This is a genomic window from Mesorhizobium sp. 128a (genome assembly GCF_053848025.1).
The window spans coordinates 586,913-608,851 of record NZ_JBSPKY010000001.1; the positions used below are offsets into that span (position 1 = coordinate 586,913).

The window sequence follows — 21,939 nt, forward strand, 5'->3', positions numbered from 1 at the left end:
TCCGATATGACGGTATCCTGGACCCCGCATCGCTTCACCGGCGGCGTGCTTGCGCTCGACACGGCCAACACCGTGGTGTTGCGCAACGATCCCGAAAAAACCTTCGACCGCTTTGCCGATCCGGCCGAGATTGCGCGCTTTGCCGAGGCCGCCAGCGGCTTTCGCGGCGCCGAGCTTGGCGGCAGGCGGCTGGCGGCTGCCGCGCCGGACATGATCGCGCCAGTGGTACTGTCGATCCGCGAGACGACCGACCGGCTGTTTCGCGGCGCCGTGTCGAAAGGTGCGCTTGCCGCCGGCGACCTCGCCCCTTTTCTAAAAGCCTGCGCCAAGGGCCTCGATCAGAGCCCGGCCGAGATCGGCGCCCCGGGCAAGCCGTTCGGCGATCCGGCGACGCCGATCGCCTTTGAGGCGGCGCTGGCGGTTTCAGCCTTGTCGCTGCTGCGCGACGACACGGTTTCCAGGCTCAGGATCTGTCCCAATTGCAGCTGGCTGTTCGTCGACAGGAGCCGCAATTCCAGCCGCCTCTGGTGCGACATGGCGGTGTGCGGCAACCGCCAGAAAGCAAGCCGCCACTATCGCCGCCGCCGCACGACGGCCCATGAGGTCAACAATGCGTAGGGGTGTTTTTCGTTCGATCCTTGTCGGCGCAGCACTCACTGCCGCCGTTGCGCTCGGCGCCTGCCGTGACACAGGCGGCGATGGCAAGCTGTTCGAGGTTTCCGGCAAGGTCGTCGTCTTCAACTACCGTCTCGCCCGGGCGACCTATGTCGTGACGCTGCGGCCCCTGCAGCCGATGGGCGAAGGCCAGGTTGCGGTCGCGAGCTTCCAGAATCCGGCCGGCGGTCCTCCCCTGGTGGTCGAGCAGAAGGTCTGGCCGAAGCTCGACAAGGTCAGCCTGGAAAGCCCGGCGCTGACCTGCATCGTCAAGGACAAGCCCTATGCGATTTCCATCAGCATCAGGGGTCCTGACGGCACGTTCCTGCAGAAGATCGACACCACGTTGATCTCGACAGAGGATCAGTCGATCCTGCCCGATCGTCCGCTGGTGGTCGACCAGCTCTATACTGCCAATCCCGACCTTGCCGGCCACCCCGACGGCAAGCTGCCCGGTGAGCCCAAGCCGGATTGCTCGAAAGGCTGACGCGTTTTGCCCGACGCGACTGAGTAGAAATTTTCGGTCGCCGGACAACCGCCGCGGATAGGTTTCGTGCGGGAGCCGTGATGACGGCAGACCGTTCGTTGCGCTTTGCCTGGCACTTTCGATTTCGTTTGACCTGCCTTGCAAGCGGAGAAAGACTGCGCCATCTCACTCCTACGTTGGCTGCATGCCCCCCTCGCAGCCTCCGCAGAGGAAATGCCTGATGACGCTGCACGACGTCGCGCTCGACGACAAGTTCGATCTTGGTAAGGAGCGCATCTTCCTGTCCGGCGCGCAGGCGGTTATCCGCATGCTGTTGATGCAGCGCGAGCGCGACCGCCGCGCCGGCCTCAACACGGCCGGCTTCGTTTCCGGCTACCGCGGCTCCCCGCTCGGCGGCCTCGACATGCAGCTGTGGCGGGCGAAAAAGCAGCTGGCGCAGGCCGATATCGTCTTCCAGCCCGGCCTCAACGAAGAGCTTGCCGCCACCGCCTGCTGGGGCTCGCAGCAGGCGGAATTGCTGGGCGAAGGCACGCATGACGGGGTGTTTTCGGTCTGGTACGGCAAGGGGCCGGGCGTCGACCGTTCAGGCGACGTCTTTCGCCACGCCAACCTCGCCGGTTCGTCTAGACATGGCGGTGTGCTCGCTTTGATGGGCGACGACCACATGGCCGAATCCTCGACCAACGCGCACGCCACCGAATTCCTTTTCGTCGACACCATGGTGCCGATCCTCAACCCGGCCGGTGTCCAGGAGATCATCGACTACGGGCTCTACGGCTTTGCCATGTCGCGTTTTGCCGGCACCTGGGCGGCGATCAAATGCGTCAAGGACAACATCGAATCGACGGCCTCCGTCGATGCCGGGCTCGAACGGCTGAACATCGTCGTGCCGGAGTTCGACATGCCGCCCGGCGGCCTCAACATCCGCCATGAGATCGACATGCTCGGCCAGGAGGAACGGCTGCATGAGCACAAGCGTGCCGCCGCGTCCGCCTTCATCCACGCCAACGGACTGAACCGCATCGTCTATTCCGGCGGCCGCAGCCCGAAGCTCGGCATCATCACGCTGGGCAAGAGCTATCTCGACGTCCGACAGGCACTGGAAGACATCGGCGTCGACGAGGCGGCCGCCAATCGGATCGGCATCCGCCTGTTCAAGGTCGGCTGTCCTTGGCCGCTCGACCTGCAGCACATCTCCGAATTCGCCCGTGGCCTCGACACCATCGTCGTCGTCGAGGAGAAGCGGTCGCTGATCGAGGTGCAGCTGCGCGAAAACCTCTACGGCACGGCCACCCAGCCCGCCATCGTCGGCAAGAAGGACGAGCGCGGCGACTGGCTGTTTCCGGCCAAGGGCGCGCTCGACCCCAACGAGATCGCCATTGCGCTGGGCGAGCGGATCCTTCGCACCATCGGCCCGTCGGAAGAGATCGCCGCGAAGGTGGCGAAGCTGCGCCAGTTCCAGGCCATGCTCGCCGATACCAGCGATATCGGTTCGCGCACGCCATTCTTCTGTTCCGGCTGCCCGCACAATTCCTCGACCAAGGTGCCCGACGGCTCGATCGCCGCCGCAGGCATCGGCTGCCACTTCATGGCCCTGTGGATGGACCGCAACACGGTCGGCTTCACCGCCATGGGCGGCGAAGGTGCGCAATGGGTCGGCCAGGCGCCGTTCTCCAAGCGCGACCACATTTTCCAGAATCTCGGCGACGGCACCTACAACCACTCCGGTACGCTGGCGATCCGCTTCGCGCTGTCGACCGACGCCAACATCACCTACAAGATCCTCTACAACGACGCTGTCGCCATGACCGGCGGCCAGCCGCATGAGGGCGGCCTGACGGTCGACATGATCGCCAGGCAGGTGCGTGCGGAAGGGGTAGACCGCATCGCCATCGTCACCGACGAGCCGGACAAATATGCAGGCAAGGCCGAATTCCCGGCCAATGCCACCATCCATCATCGCGACGACCTCGATCTCGTCCAGCGCCAACTGCGCGACGTCAAGGGCGTTTCGGTGCTGCTTTACGACCAGACCTGCGCGGCCGAAAAACGCCGCCGCCGCAAGCGCGGCACCTTTCCGGATCCGGACAAGCGGGTGTTCATCAACGAACTGGTCTGCGAGGGCTGCGGCGATTGCGGCGTGCAGTCGAACTGCGTCTCGATCCAGCCGGTCGAAACCGAGTTCGGCCGCAAGCGCAGAATAGACCAGTCGAGCTGCAACAAGGATTTCTCCTGCGTCAACGGCTTCTGCCCGTCCTTCGTCACCGTCCACGGCGCCAAGATCCGTAAGGCCGAAGGCATTGCCGGGCGGACCGATCCGCTCGACGGCGTACCGGTCCCGGCCGAATTCCCGCTCGGCAGCGAGGGTTGGGCGGCGATCATCGACGGCGTCGGCGGCACCGGCGTCGTCACCATCGGCGCGGTGCTCGGCATGGCCGCCCATCTCGAGGACAAGGGCTGCGGCATGATCGACATGGCCGGCCTCGCCCAGAAGGGCGGTTCGGTGTTCACCCATGTCCGCATCGCCCGCACCCCGGACGATATCCATGCCATCCGCGTTTCGGCCGGCAAAGCCGACCTGGTGCTGGGCTGCGACCTCGTCGTGTCCGGCGCCAAGAAGGTGCTTGGCGCGGTGCGCGAAGGCCATACCATCTTCCTTGCCAACACCGCCGAGATCATGCCGGGCGAATTCGCCCGCTCGGCGGATTTCTCGCTGCCGATCGAGCGGCTGAAGAAGGCGATCCGCGCCGCCGCGGGCGACGACAAGGCGCATTTCTTCGACGCCACGCGCACCGCCACGCAATTGTTCGGCAATTCGCTCGGCGCCAACATGTTCATGCTCGGCTTTGCCTTCCAGCATGGCGGCCTGCCGCTGTCGGCGCAAGCCGTTGAAAAGGCAATCGAATTGAACGGCGAGGCGGTGGCGATGAACATCGCCGCATTCCGCTGGGGCCGCCGCGCCGCGCATCAGCCGGATTTCGTGCGCGGACTCATCGCCCAGCCGGACAAGACCGCGCCGATCGCCGAGACTCTGGACGATATGATCGACCGCCGCATCGCTTTCCTCACCGCCTATCAGAACGCCGCCTACGGGAAGCGCTACGCTGAAAAACTGGCCGTTTTGCGTGCCGCTGAAGCAAAGGCCGTGCCCGGTTCGACGGCGGTGACCGAAGCGGCGGCCAAAAACCTGTTCAAGCTGATGGCGATCAAGGACGAGTATGAGGTGGCGCGGCTCTACACCGACGGATCCTTCGCCACGGAACTGTCAAAGCAGTTCCAGAGCTACGAAAAACTCGAATTTCATCTGGCGCCACCGATCATGGGCAGGCGCGGCAATGACGGTAAGCCGAGGAAATCGAACTTCGGCCCGTGGATGATGAAGGGTTTTCGCCTGCTGGCGGCGCTGAAAGGCTTGCGCGGCACGGCTTTCGACGTGTTCGGCTACAGCGCCGAGCGGCGCATGGAGCGGCAGCTTCTGGCCCGCTATGAGGCAGATCTGGAGCTTATCGCGGCGGCACTTGCGCCGGGCAGGATCGAGGCCGCTGTGGCGCTGGCCTCGGTGCCGGCGCTCATTCGCGGCTACGGCCATGTCAGGCAGGCCAGCGCCGAAAAGGCCGATGGCGAGCGCAAAAGGCTTGTCGAGCGGCTGGCCAACACCCCGGCGCGGCCCGAACTTCAGGCCGCAGAGTGATTGACACGCCTTGTTTACCTGAAGCTTGATTTCCCAATCTGTACTGCATTTGCCCGCCCTCGGCAAACGGGCCAAAGCCGCTGTTCTAAGCCTTTCTTAAGGCGGGTGTGGCATGACGAGGCTTAGCGTTGGGCCAACGGTATGGACAGAGCAAAGACCGAAGACATCCCGGCGGATGTTTATATCCAGTTTGTGCGGGCGTTGTCCGACAACGCCTACATGCTGGTGGTCGGCGGCGTATGCTACTGGATCCTCGGATTGACGGTCTACGTGCGGACGCACGATCCGCTGTATCTTGGCTTCGCCTTCCTTCTGTTGTCGATCAGCCTTTGGCGTTACTTCAGCATCCGCAGCTTCCGCAGGAGCGGCAGCCCTATACCCACGGTCGAAAAGGCAGAGGCGTGGGAACGCGGTTACATTCTCAAAGGCAGTGCGCAGGGCCTCGCGTTGGGGTCGTTGTGTTTCGTGTCGATCTACCTGCGGCCCGATGACTTCGCCGAACTGGCGTCTGTGTCGTTGGCATTGACCACCCTGCTCACCGTTGTCGGCCGAAGCTACGGGTCCAGGCGCATGGTGCAGATTTTTTCCGTGACCCTCATTGGGCCAGCAGCACTTGCGCTCTTCCTGCGCATGGACGTCCCCGACTTCATCCTCGGGCTGATGATCATTCCGACGACAATCGTCACCATCAGCAGCGCCGACCATGTCCGCAACGTTCTGTTCTCGGCGGTCATCGGTCACGGGCAGGCGAAGGAGTTGGCACAAAGGTTCGATCGGGCGCTAAATACGATGTCGCATGGCCTTGTCATGCTCGACTCGAACGGGAAGGTGGTCGTCGCCAACGCCGAGGCAGCACTTTTGATGTCATTGAAATCGCCGGGCACGCTGCTGGGGCGGTCGATCCACGGCCTCTTGATGCGCGGCGTTGCCGGCGGGATGCTGGCCCCGAAGGACTGCCGCTACATCGAGGCGCAACTGACGCGCGCCCTGCGCGAAGGCCGCGACCGCAAGGTACTGGTTTCGCTCGCCAACGGCCAGTACTACGAGTTCTCGGCGCGCGAAGGCAATCAGGACCTCGGCGTCATCACCTTCGAGGACGTCACCGCCCGCGTCGAGGCTGAAGAAAAGATCCGCTTCATGGCGCGCTTTGACAGCCTCACCGGCCTGCCGAACCGCGCCTATTTCCACGAACTTGTCCATGAAGCCATGGCCTCCGGCGAGCAGGAGCGGCTCTGCGGTCTGGCGGTGCTCGATCTCGATGACTTCAAGAGCGTCAACGACACCCTCGGCCATCCTGTCGGCGACGGGTTGATCTACGCAGTGGCCGAGCGTCTCGCGGCGGTTGCCGGACCGGGCATCACGGTCAGCCGCTTCGGCGGTGACGAGTTCATGATCTTCTTCGACCGCGTCGAGGACGAGAGCCATCTCAGCACCCTCCTCGACCATATATTCGCGGACCTGCAGGGTGAGGTGGACGTCGCCGGCCACGGCTTGCGCATCCAGGCCAGCGGCGGCGCGGTGCTGTCCAAGGTCAAGGACACCGATGTTGATGCCATGATCGTCAAGGCCGACCTTGCCCTCTACAAGGCCAAGGAGCTCGGCAAGAACAGCTGGAGGCTGTTCGAGGCGGCCATGGATGCCGCCTTCCGCAATCGCCAGCTGATGAAGGCCGATCTGCGCAACGCCGTGCAGGCCAGGGAATTACGCGTCGTCTATCAGCCGATCGTGGCTGTAAACACCATGCGCATCGCCAGTTGCGAGGCGCTCTGTCGTTGGGACCACCCCGATCTCGGCCCTATCTCACCCAGTGTCTTCATCCCCCTGGCCGAGGAGATGGGTATCGTTTCCGACATAAGCACTTTCGTGCTGGAGGCCGCGTGCGCCGAATGCGCCAAATGGCCGGCCCAGACCAGCGTGTCGGTCAACCTTTCGGCCAAGGATTTCCGCAATCGCGACGTTGTCCAGAAGGTTCGTGACGCGCTTGCCAGTTCGGGGCTCGCCGCCAGGCGCCTCGAGATCGAAGTCACCGAAACCGCCCTGCTCGACGACAAGTCGCTGACACGCCAGTATATCGAGGAAATGAAGCAGCTTGGGGTTCGCATCGCGCTCGACGATTTCGGGACCGGCTACTCCAGCCTGAGCTATCTGCACAAGCTGCCGCTCGACAAGATCAAGATCGACCGCTCTTTCCTGGTCGATGTGAACCAGAACCGGCAGTCGCTCGACCTTCTGAAGGGCATCGTCGGCTTGTCCCGGACATTGGGCCTTTCGGTCACCATCGAAGGGGTCGAGACCTTCGAGCAGCTGAAGACGTTGGTCCATTTGGTCAAGCCGGACTTCGTGCAGGGCTTCCTGTTCGGCGCCGCGCTCAGCGCATCGGGCATCGAGACGATGTCGAGCGTCACATGGCCGTTTGCCGCTGACCTGCATCTCGCCGGCAAACGGACAGCCAGCTAAACGCAATTCCAGGAAAAATGATGCAGTTTTCCGACCGGAATCGCGTCTGAGCAAAAGCAATTCCAGGAAAAGGGTGAAGCGGTTCTCCACCTGGAATTGCATTTAAAAACAGAGAGCAATTGTTCACTTGATGAAATGACGACCGCTCATGCGTCGTCCAAGCCCGCTAGTCCGGCGCTTTCAAGATCTGACTTCAGAATCGTTTCGATGACCGCCGCAAGGCCGGATCAGGCAACCACCGGCTGCGCCATTTGCTTTTTCGTGTCCAAAATCGGTGAACGACCGCAGCCGTTAAGGTTAACAAGCGGTAAATAAGCAATGTTGAATTTTCAGCTTGTGTCTCATTTCAACTCGAATAGCCTACTTCCAGGCGGAATTCGAGGACTGGCAATGGATACTGCAAGGAAGATTGCGTCGGCTGAGGCCAGCGCGAGGATCGACTCGGCACTCAACCGATCCATGATGCAATTACTGGATCATGTCGAATATCGTCTCATTACCGGGGGCGAAGATCTGGAGGCGATCTACCGACTCCGCTATAAGTCCTATCTGCGCTCAGGTATGTGCGGCCCGATCGCCAGCGGCATGTTCGAGGATCGCTGGGACGATCTGCCCAATTCCTATCGGTTCGGTGTCTACTGCTACGGCGAATTGGTCAGTACAGTGCGCCTCCACTATATTTCCAGTGACCAGCCATACTCGCCTTCGACCGACGCTTATCCCGAAATATTGCTTCCCCGGCTTGCCCGCGGGGAAACCTTCATCGACGGAACCCGCTTCGCGACAGATCCCGACAGCGCGCCTGCGCCCGGAGTGCTGCCTTTCCTGACGCTCAGGATTTGCATGGCGGCCTACTGTTATTTTCGCCAGACCGCGATGTTTATCCCGATTAAGTTGGAGCATTCAGCTTTTTATGCCCGCTTCTTCAGCGCCACGCAGAGGACCGCGGGCAAGGTGTTTCCGGGCGTTCTCCCTCCGCTCGCACTATTCGAAATTCCCGGCAATGAAGAGAATGTTCAACGGATACTCGACCGGTTACCGTTCTTCAGATCGACAGCGACGGAGCAAAGGCTGATGTTTGGCAATCCGGCGATCAACCGGCTGACACCTTTGTCCATTGTGCCAACAGCGAAATACTACCGGGACGCCGCCTGACCGGATATTCATTCTCGCGCCATGGACCTTTCCGGTGGCTTCGTCGTTATTGCTTGTGGCGGCGGCGCCGCGTCCGTGGTGCTGCGTACCCCTGCCTGAAAGGCGGTTCCTCCGAATTGTTCACGTGAAAGCATGCCGACATGACCATCCACTCGCTCGCGCTTACCCCGCTCATCTCCCTGATCGCCGGTGTGCTGATCCTGGTGATGCCGCGGCTCCTCAACTACATCGTCGCGCTTTATCTGATCGTTGTCGGGCTGCTCGGGCTGTTCCCGCATCTCGCCAGCTGAAGGAAGCTGTCAGCCGGCGAAGAAGCGTAGGGCTGCGGCCACGATCGCTTCCGGCGCATCTTCCTGCATGAGATGGCCCGAGCCTGGAACCAGCGTCAAGGCGCAATCCGGAAGCTTGGCTGAGAGCGCCTCGCCGCTGCGGGGCGATATCCAACGGTCTTCCTCCCCCCACAACAACGACACCGGGCAGCGGAATGCACGGAAAAGCGGTTCGATTTCGTCAGTGTAACGCTGATCCATTTGGGCGATCTGCCGATAGAAAGCCGCCTGGCCCACGGGCCCGGTCCATGGCGCGATGTAGGGTCCCAGGTCGCTGTCGGATAAAGGCCTGTGTGCGGCGCCCGCAATGTATGCTTTCAGGATCGCCGCGTGGATGTAGTCCGGCATGCCAGCGAAAGCGGCCTCATGCTGCCGGACATGCTGGACAAAGGGTGAGCCCCAGGGACGCACCGCAACCGGGTCGATCAGCAGCAGCCGTTCATAGTCGCAGCCGTCGATCAGATGCGCGCGCAAGCTCGTGGCGCCACCGAAATCATGGGCAATGACTTTCGGCCGCCCGAGTTCCCAGAAGGCCAGCATCGCCGCCAGCGCCTTGTTCTGGATGCCCAGCGAAACGTCCTGGCCTTCCCGTTTTTCCGAGCGACCGTAGCCGGGAAAATCATAGAAATAGAGCGTGTAATCGCGCGCCAGCTCGGGCGCGACCCTATGCCAGACATGCGAGGAAAACGGCGTGCCGTGCACCAGCACCAGCGGCGGGCCGGAACCGGCTGTACCCCAGGCAATGCCAGTGCCATACCAGTCAAATGTCCGTGTCGGCGAGATCATGGCGCTTCATCTGTCCGGCGGATGGTCAACGGCAATTCGAGGAGGAGCCTACCGGTTTTCCGGTCGGAACTGCCACAGGACAAAAGCTAGGGCGTTGAACGATACCGTCAAACGTCGGACCGCTCCCTGCATCGCCGGCCGAAACAGCCGGCGGCGCACCCGCGACGACAGCGCTTTCAACATTCCTTTGAGGCTGTTGTCACTGGTCGTGCGGCAATAGCGCCATTGCCCTCGGCCCGGCTTTTCGCTATGTGCCTCAAAGATGTCTTCGAAGGGGTATTCCTATGGCTGATCACACGCCGACCGGTCCTGTCGAACTGGGCGCGAAGATGGATTATGCGGAGCACGACCGCACCTATCACGGGTTCCTGGCGCTGGCCAAATACGGCTCGCTGTTTTGCGGCGCCCTGCTGTTGGCCATGGCTTTCGGCTTCTTTGCGGGCGGCTTCTTCTCGGCGACCATCCTGTTCTTGCTGATCCTGGCCGCCGGCGCCTTCATTCTCCGATAGACTTTCAGACCCTGTGCCGGAAGGCCGCCGGACTCCGGCTGCCATGTTGCGCAAACAGGTTCCAGCCGAAAGGATCGTGCGGTGGGACAGACGGTTTTCATCCCTCGTGAGCTCGACGCCAGCGAGCCGCGGGTTGCCGCCTCGCCGGATACGGTGAAGCGGCTGGCGGCGCTGGGCTTCGACGTGATCGTCGAGACCGGGGCCGGCACTAGGTCGCGCATTCCCGACGAGGAATTTGCCAAGACCGGTGCTGTGATCGGCAAGGCCTCGGATGCGGGCCGGGCGGATGTGGTGCTGAAGGTGCGCCGTCCCACCGACGCCGAGTTGAAAGGCTACAAATCGGGTGCGGCGGTCATCGCCATCATGGATCCCTATGGCAACGATGCCGCGATCGCGGCCTTGGCCAAGGCCGGCGTCACCGCCTTCTCGATGGAATTCATGCCGCGCATCACCCGGGCGCAATCGATGGACGTGCTGTCCAGCCAGGCGAACCTTGCCGGCTACCAGGCGGTGATCGACGGCGCATCGGAATATGACCGGGCGCTGCCGATGATGATGACGGCGGCAGGCACGGTGCCGGCGGCGAAGATCTTCATCATGGGTGTCGGCGTTGCTGGCCTGCAGGCGATCGCCACCGCGCGCCGCCTCGGCGCCGTCGTCACCGCCACCGACGTCCGTCTCGCTGCCAAGGAACAGGTCGCCTCGCTCGGCGCGAAGTTCCTCGCCGTCGAGGACGAGGAGTTCAAGGCGGCCGAGACTGCCGGCGGCTACGCCAAGGAAATGTCGAAGGAATATCAGGCCAAGCAGGCGGCGCTCACCGCTGAGCACATCGCCAAGCAGGACATCGTCATCACCACGGCGCTGATTCCCGGCCGTCCGGCGCCGAAGCTGGTGTCGGCGGCGATGGTCGCCTCGATGAAGCCGGGCTCGGTGATCGTCGACCTCGCCGTCGAGCGCGGCGGCAATGTCGAAGGCGCGATTCCAGGTCAGGTGGTGACCACGGCCAACGGCGTAAAAATCGTCGGCCATCTCAACGTGCCCGGCCGCGTTGCCGCATCGGCCTCGCTGCTCTACGCCAGGAACCTGTTCGCTTTCCTCGAGACGCTGGTCGACAAGGCCACCAAGACGCTTGCCATCAAGCGCGATGACGAATTGGTCAAGGCAACGATGCTGACCGATGGCGGTAAGATTGTGCATCCGGCCTTCGCCAAGGCAGCGGAACAGCCCCGTGTCGAACCGGCGGCGATCCCGGCCAAGACCATGGTCGCCGACGCTGCGCCGAAGAAGGCCGCGCCGAAAAAATCCGCCGCCAAGCCGAAGGGGATCGCGTGATGGATCAGACCTTGCAGAAAGCCCTCGACCAGCTCGACCAGGCAAGTGCCGCCGTTCGGCTGGCGGTGCAGAACCTCGCCAATGCGCCCGGTGGTGCCGAAGCGGCGGGTGATGCCGCGCATGCACTGTCGGGCGGCGCCATCGATCCTTTCGTCTTCCGCTTCGCCATTTTCATTCTGGCGATCTTCGTCGGTTATTACGTCGTCTGGTCGGTGACACCCGCCCTTCACACGCCGCTGATGGCGGTCACCAACGCCATCTCCTCGGTCATCGTCGTCGGCGCGCTGCTGGCCGTCGGCATCTCGGCCTCCGGCATTGCCACAGGCTTCGGCTTCGTCGCGCTGATGCTGGTCTCGGTCAACATCTTCGGCGGCTTCTTGGTCACCCAGCGCATGCTGGCCATGTACAAGAAGAAGGACAAGTAGAGCGCCATGAACGCCAACTTCGCTTCCTTCCTCTATCTGGTCTCCGGCATCCTGTTCATCCTGGCGCTGCGCGGCCTGTCGCATCCGACCACCAGCCGCCAGGGCAATCTCTACGGCATGATCGGTATGGGCATAGCCATTGCCACCACGCTTGCGCTCGCCGTCCCTTCGGCCGGTGGATTCGGCCTGATCGTGCTCGGCCTCGCCATTGGCGGCGGCGTCGGTGCGGTCACCGCGCGCCGCATCGCCATGACCTCGATGCCGCAGTTGGTCGCCGCTTTCCACTCTCTGGTCGGCCTCGCCGCCGTCATGGTGGCGGCTGCTGCGATCTACGCGCCGGAAAGCTTCGGCATCGGCACCAATGGCGACATCCACGCCCAGGCGCTGATCGAGATGAGCCTCGGCGTCGCCATCGGCGCCATCACCTTCACGGGGTCGGTCATCGCCTTCCTGAAACTCGACGGCCGCATGTCGGGCAAACCGATCATGATCGGCGGCCGCCACATCATCAATGCCCTGCTCGGCATCGCGCTGATCGTGCTGATCGTGCTTCTGGTCACCACCGAAGCCAAGCTGGTGTTCTGGTTGATCGTCGCCGCGTCACTGGTGCTCGGCGTGCTGCTGATCATCCCGATCGGCGGCGCCGACATGCCGGTCGTCGTGTCGATGCTGAATTCCTATTCCGGCTGGGCGGCCGCGGCCCTCGGCTTCACGCTCGGCAATCTGGCGCTGATCATCACCGGCGCGCTGGTCGGCTCGTCCGGCGCCATCCTGTCCTACATCATGTGCAGGGGCATGAACCGAAGCTTCATCTCGGTCATCCTCGGTGGCTTCGGCGGCGAGACCGCCGCAACCGCCGATGACGGCGTCGAGCGCACGGTCAAGCAGGGCTCGGCCGACGACGCCGCCTACCTGATGATGAACGCGCAGAAGGTGATCATCGTGCCAGGCTACGGCATGGCGGTCGCCCAGGCACAGCACGCGCTGCGCGAAATGGCCGACAAGCTGAAGGCCAATGGCGTCGATGTGAAATACGCCATCCATCCGGTCGCCGGCCGCATGCCCGGCCACATGAACGTGCTGCTGGCCGAAGCCAACGTGCCCTATGACGAGGTGTTCGAGCTGGAAGACATCAATTCCGAGTTCGCGCAGGCCGATGTCGCCTATGTCATCGGCGCCAACGACGTCACCAACCCGTCCGCTCGCGACGACAAGTCATCGCCGATCTACGGCATGCCGATCCTCGACGTCGACAAGGCGCGCACCTGCCTGTTCGTCAAGCGCTCGCTCGGCTCGGGCTATGCCGGCATCGACAACACGCTGTTCTACAAGGATGGCACCATGATGCTGCTCGGCGACGCCAAGAAGATGACCGAGGAAATCGTCAAGGCCATGGATCACTGATCCGGCCAGCCGAAGATTGCAGAAAAGCCCGGCTTCGCGCCGGGCTTTTTATGTTGAATAGGCGACTCAGCGGTTGGTCAGGAAAACCGCTTCCTCGTCGTCGCGCTGCCTGCCTCCGAGCGCCGCGGCGGCACTGGCGATGAAGGCGCCGATGACAAGCGACAAGGCGCCGAGCAGGGCGAAGGTGGCGCTGCCTTTTCTGGCGGTGTCGGCGGCCTGCTTCGCCTTGACCTTGGCGTCCTCGACCTTGGCGACCAGCGCGTCGACACGCGCCTTGGCGTCGGCCTCGGAGAGACCGGTGCGCGCGGCGACCAGCTGCGACAGATAGGTCTTGTCGTCAGCCGAGATCTCGCCTGCCGCGGCACTGGCGATGAGAATGCGCGAGGCCTGTCCGGCCGCTGCGGCGTCGCTGTCCGGATTGGCCGCCGCGAGCTTGGTGGCATCGGCGGGCCGGAACAGCGAATCCACGAGATAGGACGTCGCATTGTCGGCCGATGCGCTGCCGGCATTTGCGGACGCTCCAGCCGATGCGCCCATGGCGGCGCCCGACGCCACAGTCGAAGCCGCCTGCACACCTGACCCGATCACAGCAGACAGCGCCGAACCGAGCACGCCTACGACCAGCAATGTCGCCAGCGCCCAGGCGAGGAAGCCGTGCGCGGTATCGCGGAAATAGACCTCGTCGGTGTGGATGCCTACCCATTTGGTCCGCAGGCGTCCGGCAAGATAGCCGCCGACACCGGAGGACAGCCATTGCACGACGACCAGCCAGATAGCACCGGACACGGCGAAGGTGGTGAGCGAGGCGCCGGATCCAGACCATGGCGATACCATGGTCAACCCCAGCCCCGAGCCGAGCAGCATGAGGATGAAGGTCAGCGTCGAGGCCGCGAAAGCGCCGGCGATGATAGGCCCCCAGCTAACGGCTGTAGCGGAGGACTCTTCTGAAGCGGATAGGTCGATAGCCGATACGGTGGGCTGCATCGACGCCTCCTACCGTACGAACAGCATGATGAGAATGATGATCGGGATCGGAATACCGAGCAACCAGAGCAAAATACCGCGTCCCATGAAAGCCTCCCTGAGAAAATCGTGATCGATGGTTTCACAATGTCTTTCAGCGACTTCCGTTCCGGCGGGCGTTGAAATGATTTTGTTTGCCGGGAATGGAACTATTTGGCGCTTCGGCGAGCCAAGCTGCCAAAACTGTTGATTGGCCCCGGCCGGTCCGAATGGCCAGCGGCCTGTTGGCCAGAGGCGGGTTCGGGGCTAGCATGGCGAAATCCAGCCGTATCGACGGGCTTGCCGTCAACGGAGACGTTGGTGCCCAAAGCTGCCGTATCGCCGGTTTCCAAGAAAGCGCCGCGCAAGCTCAGCCAGGCGGTTGTGATCGTGCATGGCATGGGTGAGCAGCGGCCGATGGGTACGCTGCGGGGTTTTGTCAGGGCCGTCTGGAGCACTGATCTCAGCCGTGCCGAGCCCCACGCCCAGATAGCCGATCCGGCCGAACCTGGCGCCAGGATAAACCAGAGCTGGATCACACCCGACCGGCGGACCAATTCGCACGAACTGCGCCGCATTACCACGCCTTACGATATCGGCCACCGTCGCACCGATTTCTATGAACTCTATTGGGCCGACATCACCCAAGGTACGACACGTGGCCGGCTCGCTGCCTGGGTGACCAACCTTTTGTGGCGCAAGCCCGCCGACATCCCGCCCGACGCCCGCAAGCTTTATCTTGTGACGCTTTTCATCGTCATCCTCATTCTCGGCGCAGCGCTGATGCTGGCGCTGTCGGCCTCCTTGACCACCAGCCTTGTGGTCACCGCTCTCGCCTCTTTTGTCATCTGGGCGGTGGACCAGTTCGGCCTGCCCTATTTCGGCGATGTCGCCGCCTATGTGCGCGCCGAGGCGGCAACGGTCGAGAAGCGGGCGCTGATCCGCAACCGTGGCCTGACGCTGCTCAGGCGACTGATGATGGACAAGAGTTATGACCGCATCGTGCTGGTCTCGCACAGCCTGGGGTCGATCATCGCGTATGACCTGCTGCAGATCTTGTGGGCCGAGTTCCGGCCACGAAAACTGGAAGCTGTTCGCGACAGGGCGAAGCTGGAAGCGGTCGAGGCCGTGGACAAGGCGACGCTCGGTTCCGACGGCTCGGCGTGGCCTGCGAGCCTTGAGGATCTCGCCGGCTTTCGGCGGGCCCAGTGGGCGCTCTACCAGCAACTCCGCACCAAGGATGACGACCATCCGCTGCCATGGAAGATCAGCGACTTCGTCACCCTTGGCAGTCCGCTTTCCCACAGCGAATTCCTGGTGACCTACAATCTCGCCGAGTTCAGGCGCGGCCTTGCCGAGCGGCTGTTTTCGGCCTGCCCGCCGATTGCCGATGGCGGGAAGGCCGGCGGCAGCGTGCTATACCAGGAAGGACACAGCCCCGCAGGCAAGGCGCAGCGCGCGGTGCATCATGGCGCGGTGTTTGCGGCGACGCGCTGGACTAACGTCTTCGATCGCGGCAATGGCTGGGCGACAGGCGACCCTATTTCGGGACCGATGACGGAAAATTTCGGCCCCGGCGTGGAGAACATCCAGGTCGAGCTCAAGGGTTCGCTCGGCCGCGTCTTCACCCACACGCTTTATTGGTCATTGACGGCAACCGGCGACGAGGTTGCAGCGGGCACGGCGCCGCGCTCGCATCTGCAGGTGCTGCGCGATGCTGTCGATCTCGGCCGGAAGCTGGAGCCGAGCTGAGGCGGAGTCGCTCTGAGGATGACGAAGCGACGGAAAGGCGCCTGCCCTCAAATATCCAGATTGGCGACCGACAGCGCGTTGTCTTGGATGAATTCGCGCCGCGGCTCGACCTCGTCGCCCATCAGCCGCGAAAACAGCGAATCCGCATCGGTCGCATCATTGACCTTGACCTGCAGCAGCGAGCGCACATTCGGGTCGAGCGTGGTTTCCCAGAGCTGCTCGGCGTTCATCTCGCCAAGGCCCTTGTAGCGCTGCATGGTCAGCCCCTTGCGCCCGGTCGCAAACACCGCGTTGAGCAGCGCCAGCGGCCCCGAAATGGTTTCGGAGACATCCTTGCGGCGCAGCACCGGCGGCTCACCATAGACCTCGGTGAGGCGCGGCGCATAGCGGTCCAGCTGGCGCGCGTCGGCTGAATTGATCAGCCCGGCGTCGAGCTGCGCGAATTCCTTGACGCTGCGCACCGTGCGCTCGAACACATAGCCGCCGACGCCTTCATTGGAGGTCGACAGGCGGCCGGTCCAGCCGCGTTCGGTGTCCTCGGCAATGATGTCGAGGCGCTGGGCGACGCGTTCGGCCATGGCGTTGGCGCGACCGAGGTCGTTCAAAATGTCGGCATTGAGCGCGCCGGCAATCGCCGCCTGTTCGACCACGCCCCTGTTGTAGCGCGTGTGCAGTCCGTTGATCAGCTGGCGCACCGCCAGCGCGTCGTCGATGGAGCCGCGCAGATCCTGTCCGGCCCTCGCCTCGCCTGAGGCAAGCGTCAGCGACGCCTCTTCCAGCCCCGAGCCGATCAGGAACTCCTCGAAGGCGCTTTCGTCCTTGATGTATTGCGAGCTCTTGCCGCGCGTCACTTTGTAGAGCGGCGGCTGGGCGATGTAGAGATGGCCGCGCTCGATCAGCTCCGGCATCTGCCGAAAGAAGAAGGTCAGCAGCAGGGTCCTGATATGGGCGCCGTCGACGTCGGCGTCGGTCATCAGGATGATCTTGTGGTAGCGCAATTTGTCGGCATTGAACTCGTCCTTGCCGATCGAGGTGCCGAGTGCGGTGATCAGCGTGCCGATCATCTCGGAGCCGAGCATGCGGTCGAAGCGCGCGCGCTCGACATTGAGGATCTTGCCGCGCAACGGCAGGATCGCCTGGTTCTGGCGCGAGCGGCCGCCCTTGGCCGAACCGCCAGCCGAGTCACCCTCAACGATGAAGATTTCGGATTTTGCCGGGTCGCGTTCCTGGCAGTCGGCGAGCTTGCCGGGCAGCGAGGTGACGCCGAGCGAGCTTTTGCGGGTGATATCGCGCGCCTTGCGTGCGGCCTCGCGCGCCGCGGCCGCCTGGATCACCTTGTCGATGACCACCTTGCCTTCGGTCGGGTGTTCCTCCAGCCACGTGCCGAGCGCCTCGTTGACCAGGCCTTCGACCACCGGACGGACTTCCGACGAGACCAGCTTGTCCTTGGTCTGCGAGGAGAACTTCGGGTCGGGAACCTTGACCGACAGCACCGCCGTCAGGCCTTCGCGGCAATCGTCGCCGATCAGCGCCACCTTTTCCTTCTTGGTCAGGCCCGACGACTCGCCATAGCCGGTGATCTGGCGCGTCAGCGCGCCGCGGAAGCCGGCCAGATGGGTGCCGCCGTCGCGCTGCGGTATGTTGTTGGTGAAGGCCAGCACGTTCTCGTGGTAGCTGTCGTTCCACCACATCGCCACTTCGACGGTGATGCCGTCGCGCTCGGCCTTGATGGCAATCGGCTTGTCGATCAGCGGTTTCTTGACCCGGTCGAGATATTTGACGAACTCTTCCAGGCCGCCATCATAGTGCAACTCGTGGCGCACGACGTCAGCATGGCGGGCATCGGTCAAGATGATGCGCACGCCAGAATTCAGGAAGGCAAGCTCGCGCAGCCGGTGCTCCAGCGTGCCGAAATCGAACTCGACCATGGTGAAGGTCTCGGACGACGGAAAGAAGGTGATCTCGGAGCCGCTGCGCCCTTCATAGGTGCCGGGCTGCTTGTCCTGCTCGTAGCTGCCGGTGGCCTTCAGCGGCGCATCGGAATTGCCGTGCGTGAAGCTCATTTCGAAAATCTGGCCGTTGCGGCGGATCTTCAGCTTCAGCCAGGCCGACAGCGCGTTGACCACCGAGACGCCGACGCCATGCAGGCCGCCTGATACCTTGTAGGAATTCTGGTCGAACTTGCCGCCGGCATGTAGCTGCGTCATGATCACTTCGGCCGCCGAAATGCCTTCGCCGGTGTGGATATCGGTCGGAATACCGCGGCCATTGTCTATAACGGTGACCGAACCGTCGGGATTGAGCGTCACCGTCACCAGGTCGGCATGGCCGGCCAGCGCCTCGTCGATGGCGTTGTCGACCACCTCATAGACCATGTGATGCAGGCCCGAGCCGTCGTCGGTATCGCCGATATACATGCCGGGCCGTTTGCGGACAGCGTCCAACCCCTTCAAAACCTTGATGGAATCGGCGCCGTATTCGGCCTCAGCGCCGTTGGCGTTGTCGCTTTGATCGCTCATGAAAACCTGTCTGATTAATGCCGCATGTCCAGCGCGAAATAATGGCTTCGAATCACGCCGCTTTGATGGCCTAGATATAGGCGCAAATGGCCTGTTTTCCAAGGTTTGCAGGGATTTCAGGGCCGAATCTCAGGCCCGCAGCCGGCTATTTTTTTCGAGCGTTGGAATGAGCCAGAAGGTTGCGCAAATATTTGATCATGAATCTGTCCCCGGGCGCCAGCCGGCCAGTGCGGTCAAGCTCCAGCGTCAGCTTGAGCGCCTTGGTCAGCGCCGCCTTCGGATCCCTCGCCACATAGGCATAGGCGACGTAGGCGCGCGCCAGATCGATTTGCCAGATCGCATTGTTCGGATCGGACTGGGCCAGTTTCTGGGCAATGGCGAGGCTGGCTTCGAAGGCAGCCTTGGAACCCTCAAAGTGACGTCGGTCAGTTTCCAGATAACCGATCTTCTGCAGGGTGATCGACTTATCGCGTTGCCAGTTCGAATTGGCAGGATCGAGCCTGGCCAGCCGGTCGGCTATGGCAAGACTGTCCTGATAGTTTTGCAGAGCACCGCCGGCATCGCCCTGCTCTCTAAGCACCTCGGCGACCTGTTCGAGACAGACCGACAGGTCGCGCTGCCAGTCCGTGTTGCCGGGATCGATGGCGGCAAGGTCGCGCGCCGTGGCCAGCGCCTGCTGGAAGGACTCCAGCGCGGGCGGCCAGTCCTTCTGGTCGCTGTAAGCTTTGCCGATCTTGGCGTAACCGACCGATAGGTCGCGCTTCAGATCGGTGTCGTTTGAGTCGCGTCGCACAAGCGCTTCGGCTATCCCCTGGCTCTTGTTGTAGGCGTCGAGCGCACCGGCCGCGTCGCCACGCTCGCGCAGAACGTCGCCGATCCTGGTGTAACTCACGGAGACAGCTTGCTGGTGCCTTGGGTCATCGGGGTTGTTCTGCGCCAGCGCCAGCCGAATTCTCAGGCTCTCTTCGAATGCCGTCTGTGCGCCGTCCAGCTGGCCGGCGGTGCGGGCAAGATCGCCGATTTCGTCATAGGTAATGGTCAGGTCGCGCAGCAGATAGACGTTGTTCGGCTCCGCATCGGCCAATTGCTGCTTGATGGCCAGGCTTTGCTGATAGGCTTGGGCTGCCGCACCCACGTCGCCTTGCGTCGCCAGTACGTTGCCGATCTTGTCGTTCGCCATGGCCAGATCGCCGAGCCAGGGGGTTTTGTCCGGAACCCCTGCGGTCAGATCCTGCAGCATGCCCCTGGCCGCCTCATAGTTTTGCAGGGAGGCCGGCAGGTCGCCTTGCGCCATCTTTATGTTGGCGAGCTTGATATGGCTGATGGCGAGATCGCGCTTGACGCTGGGGTCGGTTTCCTGACGCGACCGCTGCTCGAGATTGGCCAGCAGTGCCGTAAAGGCGCGGCCAGCTGCTTCGACATTGCCGACCGTCGTGTAGAGGATGCCGAGTTCCTCCATTGTGCGGCTCTGCCGGTCGGCCTGCTCCAGGCTGAGCGAGGTCTGCCCTGCCTCGCCGTAGAGCGACAGCACCGTTTCATAGTCCTTGATGGCGGTGGCATAGTCGAGGCTGGCGCGAGCCGCACCGCCTGACAGAAATCGCGTCGCGGCCTCGGATAGTGTCCGGCTGGCAAAATTGGCCTTCAATGCCTGGCGCGAGACATTGTCGACGTCGGCGGCCTTGGCGAGGATCACGCGTGCGCCGTCGAAGGCGCCGAGTGACAACTGGTCCTCGGCTTGGCGGCGCAGTTCGGTCACCTTCGGGTCGTCGGCGGCCAGCGTCGTCATCTCGCCACGCACTTTGACGAAGGCGTCGGCGGCCTCGCGCAGCTTGGCGTCCAGGCTTTCGCCGGAGAGGTGGCTGGTGTCGGAACTGATCAGCGCGCCATAGAGCGGCGCCAGCGGCATGTCGGCGTCGCTGGCGATCCGTTCGACCGCGCCGCGCATTTCCGGCGTGACGTCGGCCATGGCGAGCAGCAGCCGTTCGCGCTCTGGCAGTTGTTCCTTGGCCGCCGAGGCGAAGAACAGCTTCGGCAGCCCGCTCTCGACATAGGGCAATTGCTTGCCGCGGCTGAGGTCGTAGACCTCCTGCTGCACCAGCGTCAGCACCGAGCGGATTTCGAGCCCGTCCGTGTCGAGATATTTGGCCAGCGCCGCGGTGAAAGGCGAATTCGCGTCGGTGCCGTCCGCAGCCGTCTCGCCGGGCGCCGCCGAAAAGGCGAACAGGATGTTTTCCGCCTTGCCGACGCGTCCGAGGCCCGGCTTGATCTTGTCCACCATATCCTTGATCAGCGACGTCGCGCCGCGTCCTTCGCCGCTGCCGCCCGCGAACGGATCGCTGCGGCAGGCGTCGAGCACGATCAGCCCGACCTTTGCCGTGGCGGCCACGGCATCGCGCACCTCTTCCAGCGGCAGGCTGGTCTTCTCCAGCTGGTCGAGCGAGGAGGCATCGGCGTCGACCGGCAGAAGCCGGTTGTCGCCGGAGATTTCGACGCCGTGGCCGGAAAAATACACCAGCGCCACATCGGCGCCCTTGGCGTCCTCACGAAAATCGTCAAGCGCGCGGCGCATGCGCCGCAGGTCCCGATTGGTTTCGAGAACAACCTCGAAGCCGAGCTTCTTCAGCGCCGCTTCCATTGCCTCGCCGTCATTGACCGGATTGGAGAGCCTCCGCACCAGCCGGTAGTCGTCATCGGCAATGACCAGCGCCACGCGCCGCTCCGCCACCGCGGTGGCGGTGGTCGCAAGCATCAGCAGCAAGGCAAACAAAAACCGCAAGTCGAACCGCCCCGGCTCAGTCACCTGCCGACCATTTCATCTCTTTATGGCATGAGCAAGCCGCGCTTTTTGGCCGAAAATCGGCCCCTTCAGGCGCGCATCGGTTTCAGCGCCTCGCTCCAGCGCAGCAGCTCGTCCAGCATCGTCTTGGCCCCGCCAGCCACGTGCTCGCTGGCGTTGAAGGCGCCGTTGTCGTCCAGCAATTTCTGATACAGTGGCAACGCGACACCTTCAGGAATCGGCATGATGCCGACCGCGGTCAGCAGCGGCTTCAGCGCCTGCGCCGCGCGCAGGCCACCGGAGACGCCGCCATAGCTGAAGATGGCGGCTGGCTTGTACTTCCACTCGCGGAGGAGGTAGTCGATCGCGTTGACGATCGCCGGCGCGACGAAATAATTGTACTCCGGCGCCACGAACACAAACGCATCGGCGGCATCGATGGCCTTCGACCAGGCCTTGGTGTGGTCGTTCTGGTAATTGCCGAGCCTGGGGTGATGCGGTTCGTCCAGAACCGGCAGCTGGAACGCGGCAATGTCGGTCAGCACCGGCTCGAATTTGCCGTGCTCACGGGCAAACCCCTCCAGCCAGTGGGCGAAGACCGGCCCGGCGCGACCCGGCCGCGTGCTGCCGATGATGATGTTCAGCTTGTGCTTCAAGGCGG

General features: G+C 63.2%; 16 protein-coding genes. 11 read left to right on the plus strand and 5 right to left on the minus strand.

The window, feature by feature from the left end:
- Positions 1-6 precede the first annotated feature (6 nt).
- From ACWTU9_RS02655 to ACWTU9_RS02680, 6 genes are all read left to right on the plus strand, one after another.
- Entirely contained in the window at positions 7-618 is a 612-nt protein-coding gene (locus tag ACWTU9_RS02655; protein ID WP_455856961.1) for a CGNR zinc finger domain-containing protein, read from the plus strand.
- The gene (locus tag ACWTU9_RS02660) at positions 611-1,141 is read left to right on the plus strand and encodes a hypothetical protein (protein ID WP_455856962.1); all 531 of its coding nucleotides are present in this window, start codon (positions 611-613) and stop codon (positions 1,139-1,141) included. Before ACWTU9_RS02655 ends, ACWTU9_RS02660 begins: the two co-directional genes overlap by 8 nt.
- 220 nt (positions 1,142-1,361) lie before the next feature.
- On the plus strand, positions 1,362-4,832 hold the full coding sequence (locus ACWTU9_RS02665; protein ID WP_455856963.1) for an indolepyruvate ferredoxin oxidoreductase family protein: 3,471 nt from the start codon (positions 1,362-1,364) through the stop codon (positions 4,830-4,832).
- A gap of 141 nt (positions 4,833-4,973) precedes the next feature.
- Positions 4,974-7,289, plus strand: a complete 2,316-nt coding sequence (locus tag ACWTU9_RS02670; protein ID WP_455856964.1) for a putative bifunctional diguanylate cyclase/phosphodiesterase — start codon at positions 4,974-4,976, stop codon at positions 7,287-7,289.
- Positions 7,290-7,679: 390 nt separating this feature from the next.
- Positions 7,680-8,444 (plus strand): N-acyl amino acid synthase FeeM domain-containing protein, encoded by a 765-nt coding sequence (locus ACWTU9_RS02675; RefSeq protein ID WP_454587484.1) that lies wholly within the window; start codon positions 7,680-7,682, stop codon positions 8,442-8,444.
- A gap of 140 nt (positions 8,445-8,584) precedes the next feature.
- Positions 8,585-8,734: a DUF3096 domain-containing protein gene (locus ACWTU9_RS02680; protein WP_127866594.1), complete on the plus strand. Its 150-nt coding sequence runs from the start codon at positions 8,585-8,587 to the stop codon at positions 8,732-8,734.
- 9 nt (positions 8,735-8,743) lie between these two features.
- Here the strand turns inward: ACWTU9_RS02680 and ACWTU9_RS02685 are convergent, their stop codons facing one another.
- Positions 8,744-9,559 carry an alpha/beta fold hydrolase gene (locus tag ACWTU9_RS02685; protein ID WP_455856965.1) on the minus strand — a complete coding sequence of 272 codons (816 nt, stop codon included), beginning with the start codon at positions 9,557-9,559 and terminating at the stop codon, positions 8,744-8,746.
- A 284-nt stretch (positions 9,560-9,843) separates the two neighbouring features.
- Here ACWTU9_RS02685 and ACWTU9_RS02690 point away from each other — a divergent pair, with 284 nt between their 5' ends.
- The 4 genes from ACWTU9_RS02690 (at position 9,844) to ACWTU9_RS02705 (ending at position 13,229) form a co-directional block, all read left to right on the plus strand.
- Positions 9,844-10,068 (plus strand): aa3-type cytochrome c oxidase subunit IV, encoded by a 225-nt coding sequence (locus ACWTU9_RS02690; protein ID WP_454587482.1) that lies wholly within the window; start codon positions 9,844-9,846, stop codon positions 10,066-10,068.
- Positions 10,069-10,149: 81 nt separating this feature from the next.
- On the plus strand, positions 10,150-11,400 hold the full coding sequence (locus ACWTU9_RS02695; protein WP_455856966.1) for a Re/Si-specific NAD(P)(+) transhydrogenase subunit alpha: 1,251 nt from the start codon (positions 10,150-10,152) through the stop codon (positions 11,398-11,400).
- Positions 11,400-11,825, plus strand: coding sequence for a proton-translocating transhydrogenase family protein (locus ACWTU9_RS02700; protein ID WP_455856967.1), 426 nt, complete (start codon positions 11,400-11,402; stop codon positions 11,823-11,825). The genes ACWTU9_RS02695 and ACWTU9_RS02700 overlap by 1 nt, the downstream gene beginning before the upstream one ends.
- A gap of 6 nt (positions 11,826-11,831) precedes the next feature.
- Complete coding sequence (locus tag ACWTU9_RS02705) at positions 11,832-13,229, plus strand: NAD(P)(+) transhydrogenase (Re/Si-specific) subunit beta (protein ID WP_455856968.1); 1,398 nt, start codon at positions 11,832-11,834, stop codon at positions 13,227-13,229.
- A gap of 66 nt (positions 13,230-13,295) precedes the next feature.
- Here ACWTU9_RS02705 and ACWTU9_RS02710 read toward each other — a convergent pair whose 3' ends face one another.
- Complete coding sequence (locus ACWTU9_RS02710; protein WP_455856969.1) at positions 13,296-14,213, minus strand: hypothetical protein; 918 nt, start codon at positions 14,211-14,213, stop codon at positions 13,296-13,298.
- Between the two features lie 339 nt (positions 14,214-14,552).
- Here ACWTU9_RS02710 and ACWTU9_RS02715 point away from each other — a divergent pair, with 339 nt between their 5' ends.
- Positions 14,553-15,983, plus strand: coding sequence for a hypothetical protein (locus tag ACWTU9_RS02715; RefSeq protein WP_455856970.1), 1,431 nt, complete (start codon positions 14,553-14,555; stop codon positions 15,981-15,983).
- Between the two features lie 47 nt (positions 15,984-16,030).
- On the opposite strand, the gene gyrB is transcribed toward ACWTU9_RS02715, so the two are convergent.
- The 3 genes from gyrB to ACWTU9_RS02730 form a co-directional block, all read right to left on the minus strand.
- Complete coding sequence (gene gyrB / locus ACWTU9_RS02720; RefSeq protein WP_455856971.1) at positions 16,031-18,502, minus strand: DNA topoisomerase (ATP-hydrolyzing) subunit B; 2,472 nt, start codon at positions 18,500-18,502, stop codon at positions 16,031-16,033.
- A gap of 145 nt (positions 18,503-18,647) precedes the next feature.
- Positions 18,648-21,278 carry a caspase family protein gene (locus tag ACWTU9_RS02725; RefSeq protein WP_455856972.1) on the minus strand — a complete coding sequence of 877 codons (2,631 nt, stop codon included), beginning with the start codon at positions 21,276-21,278 and terminating at the stop codon, positions 18,648-18,650.
- Between the two features lie 89 nt (positions 21,279-21,367).
- Positions 21,368-21,934: an NADPH-dependent FMN reductase gene (locus ACWTU9_RS02730; protein ID WP_455856973.1), complete on the minus strand. Its 567-nt coding sequence runs from the start codon at positions 21,932-21,934 to the stop codon at positions 21,368-21,370.
- Positions 21,935-21,939: the final 5 nt, after the last annotated feature.

Coding starts and splice junctions, on each gene's coding strand:
- ACWTU9_RS02655 (WP_455856961.1), top strand. CDS start 7: ATGACGGTATCCTGGACCCCGCATCGCTTCACCGGCGGCGTGCTTGCG.
- ACWTU9_RS02660 (WP_455856962.1), top strand. CDS start 611: ATGCGTAGGGGTGTTTTTCGTTCGATCCTTGTCGGCGCAGCACTCACT.
- ACWTU9_RS02665 (WP_455856963.1), top strand. CDS start 1,362: ATGACGCTGCACGACGTCGCGCTCGACGACAAGTTCGATCTTGGTAAG.
- ACWTU9_RS02670 (WP_455856964.1), top strand. CDS start 4,974: ATGGACAGAGCAAAGACCGAAGACATCCCGGCGGATGTTTATATCCAG.
- ACWTU9_RS02675 (WP_454587484.1), top strand. CDS start 7,680: ATGGATACTGCAAGGAAGATTGCGTCGGCTGAGGCCAGCGCGAGGATC.
- ACWTU9_RS02680 (WP_127866594.1), top strand. CDS start 8,585: ATGACCATCCACTCGCTCGCGCTTACCCCGCTCATCTCCCTGATCGCC.
- ACWTU9_RS02685 (WP_455856965.1), bottom strand. CDS start 9,559: ATGATCTCGCCGACACGGACATTTGACTGGTATGGCACTGGCATTGCC.
- ACWTU9_RS02690 (WP_454587482.1), top strand. CDS start 9,844: ATGGCTGATCACACGCCGACCGGTCCTGTCGAACTGGGCGCGAAGATG.
- ACWTU9_RS02700 (WP_455856967.1), top strand. CDS start 11,400: ATGGATCAGACCTTGCAGAAAGCCCTCGACCAGCTCGACCAGGCAAGT.
- ACWTU9_RS02705 (WP_455856968.1), top strand. CDS start 11,832: ATGAACGCCAACTTCGCTTCCTTCCTCTATCTGGTCTCCGGCATCCTG.
- ACWTU9_RS02710 (WP_455856969.1), bottom strand. CDS start 14,213: ATGCAGCCCACCGTATCGGCTATCGACCTATCCGCTTCAGAAGAGTCC.
- gyrB (WP_455856971.1), bottom strand. CDS start 18,502: ATGAGCGATCAAAGCGACAACGCCAACGGCGCTGAGGCCGAATACGGC.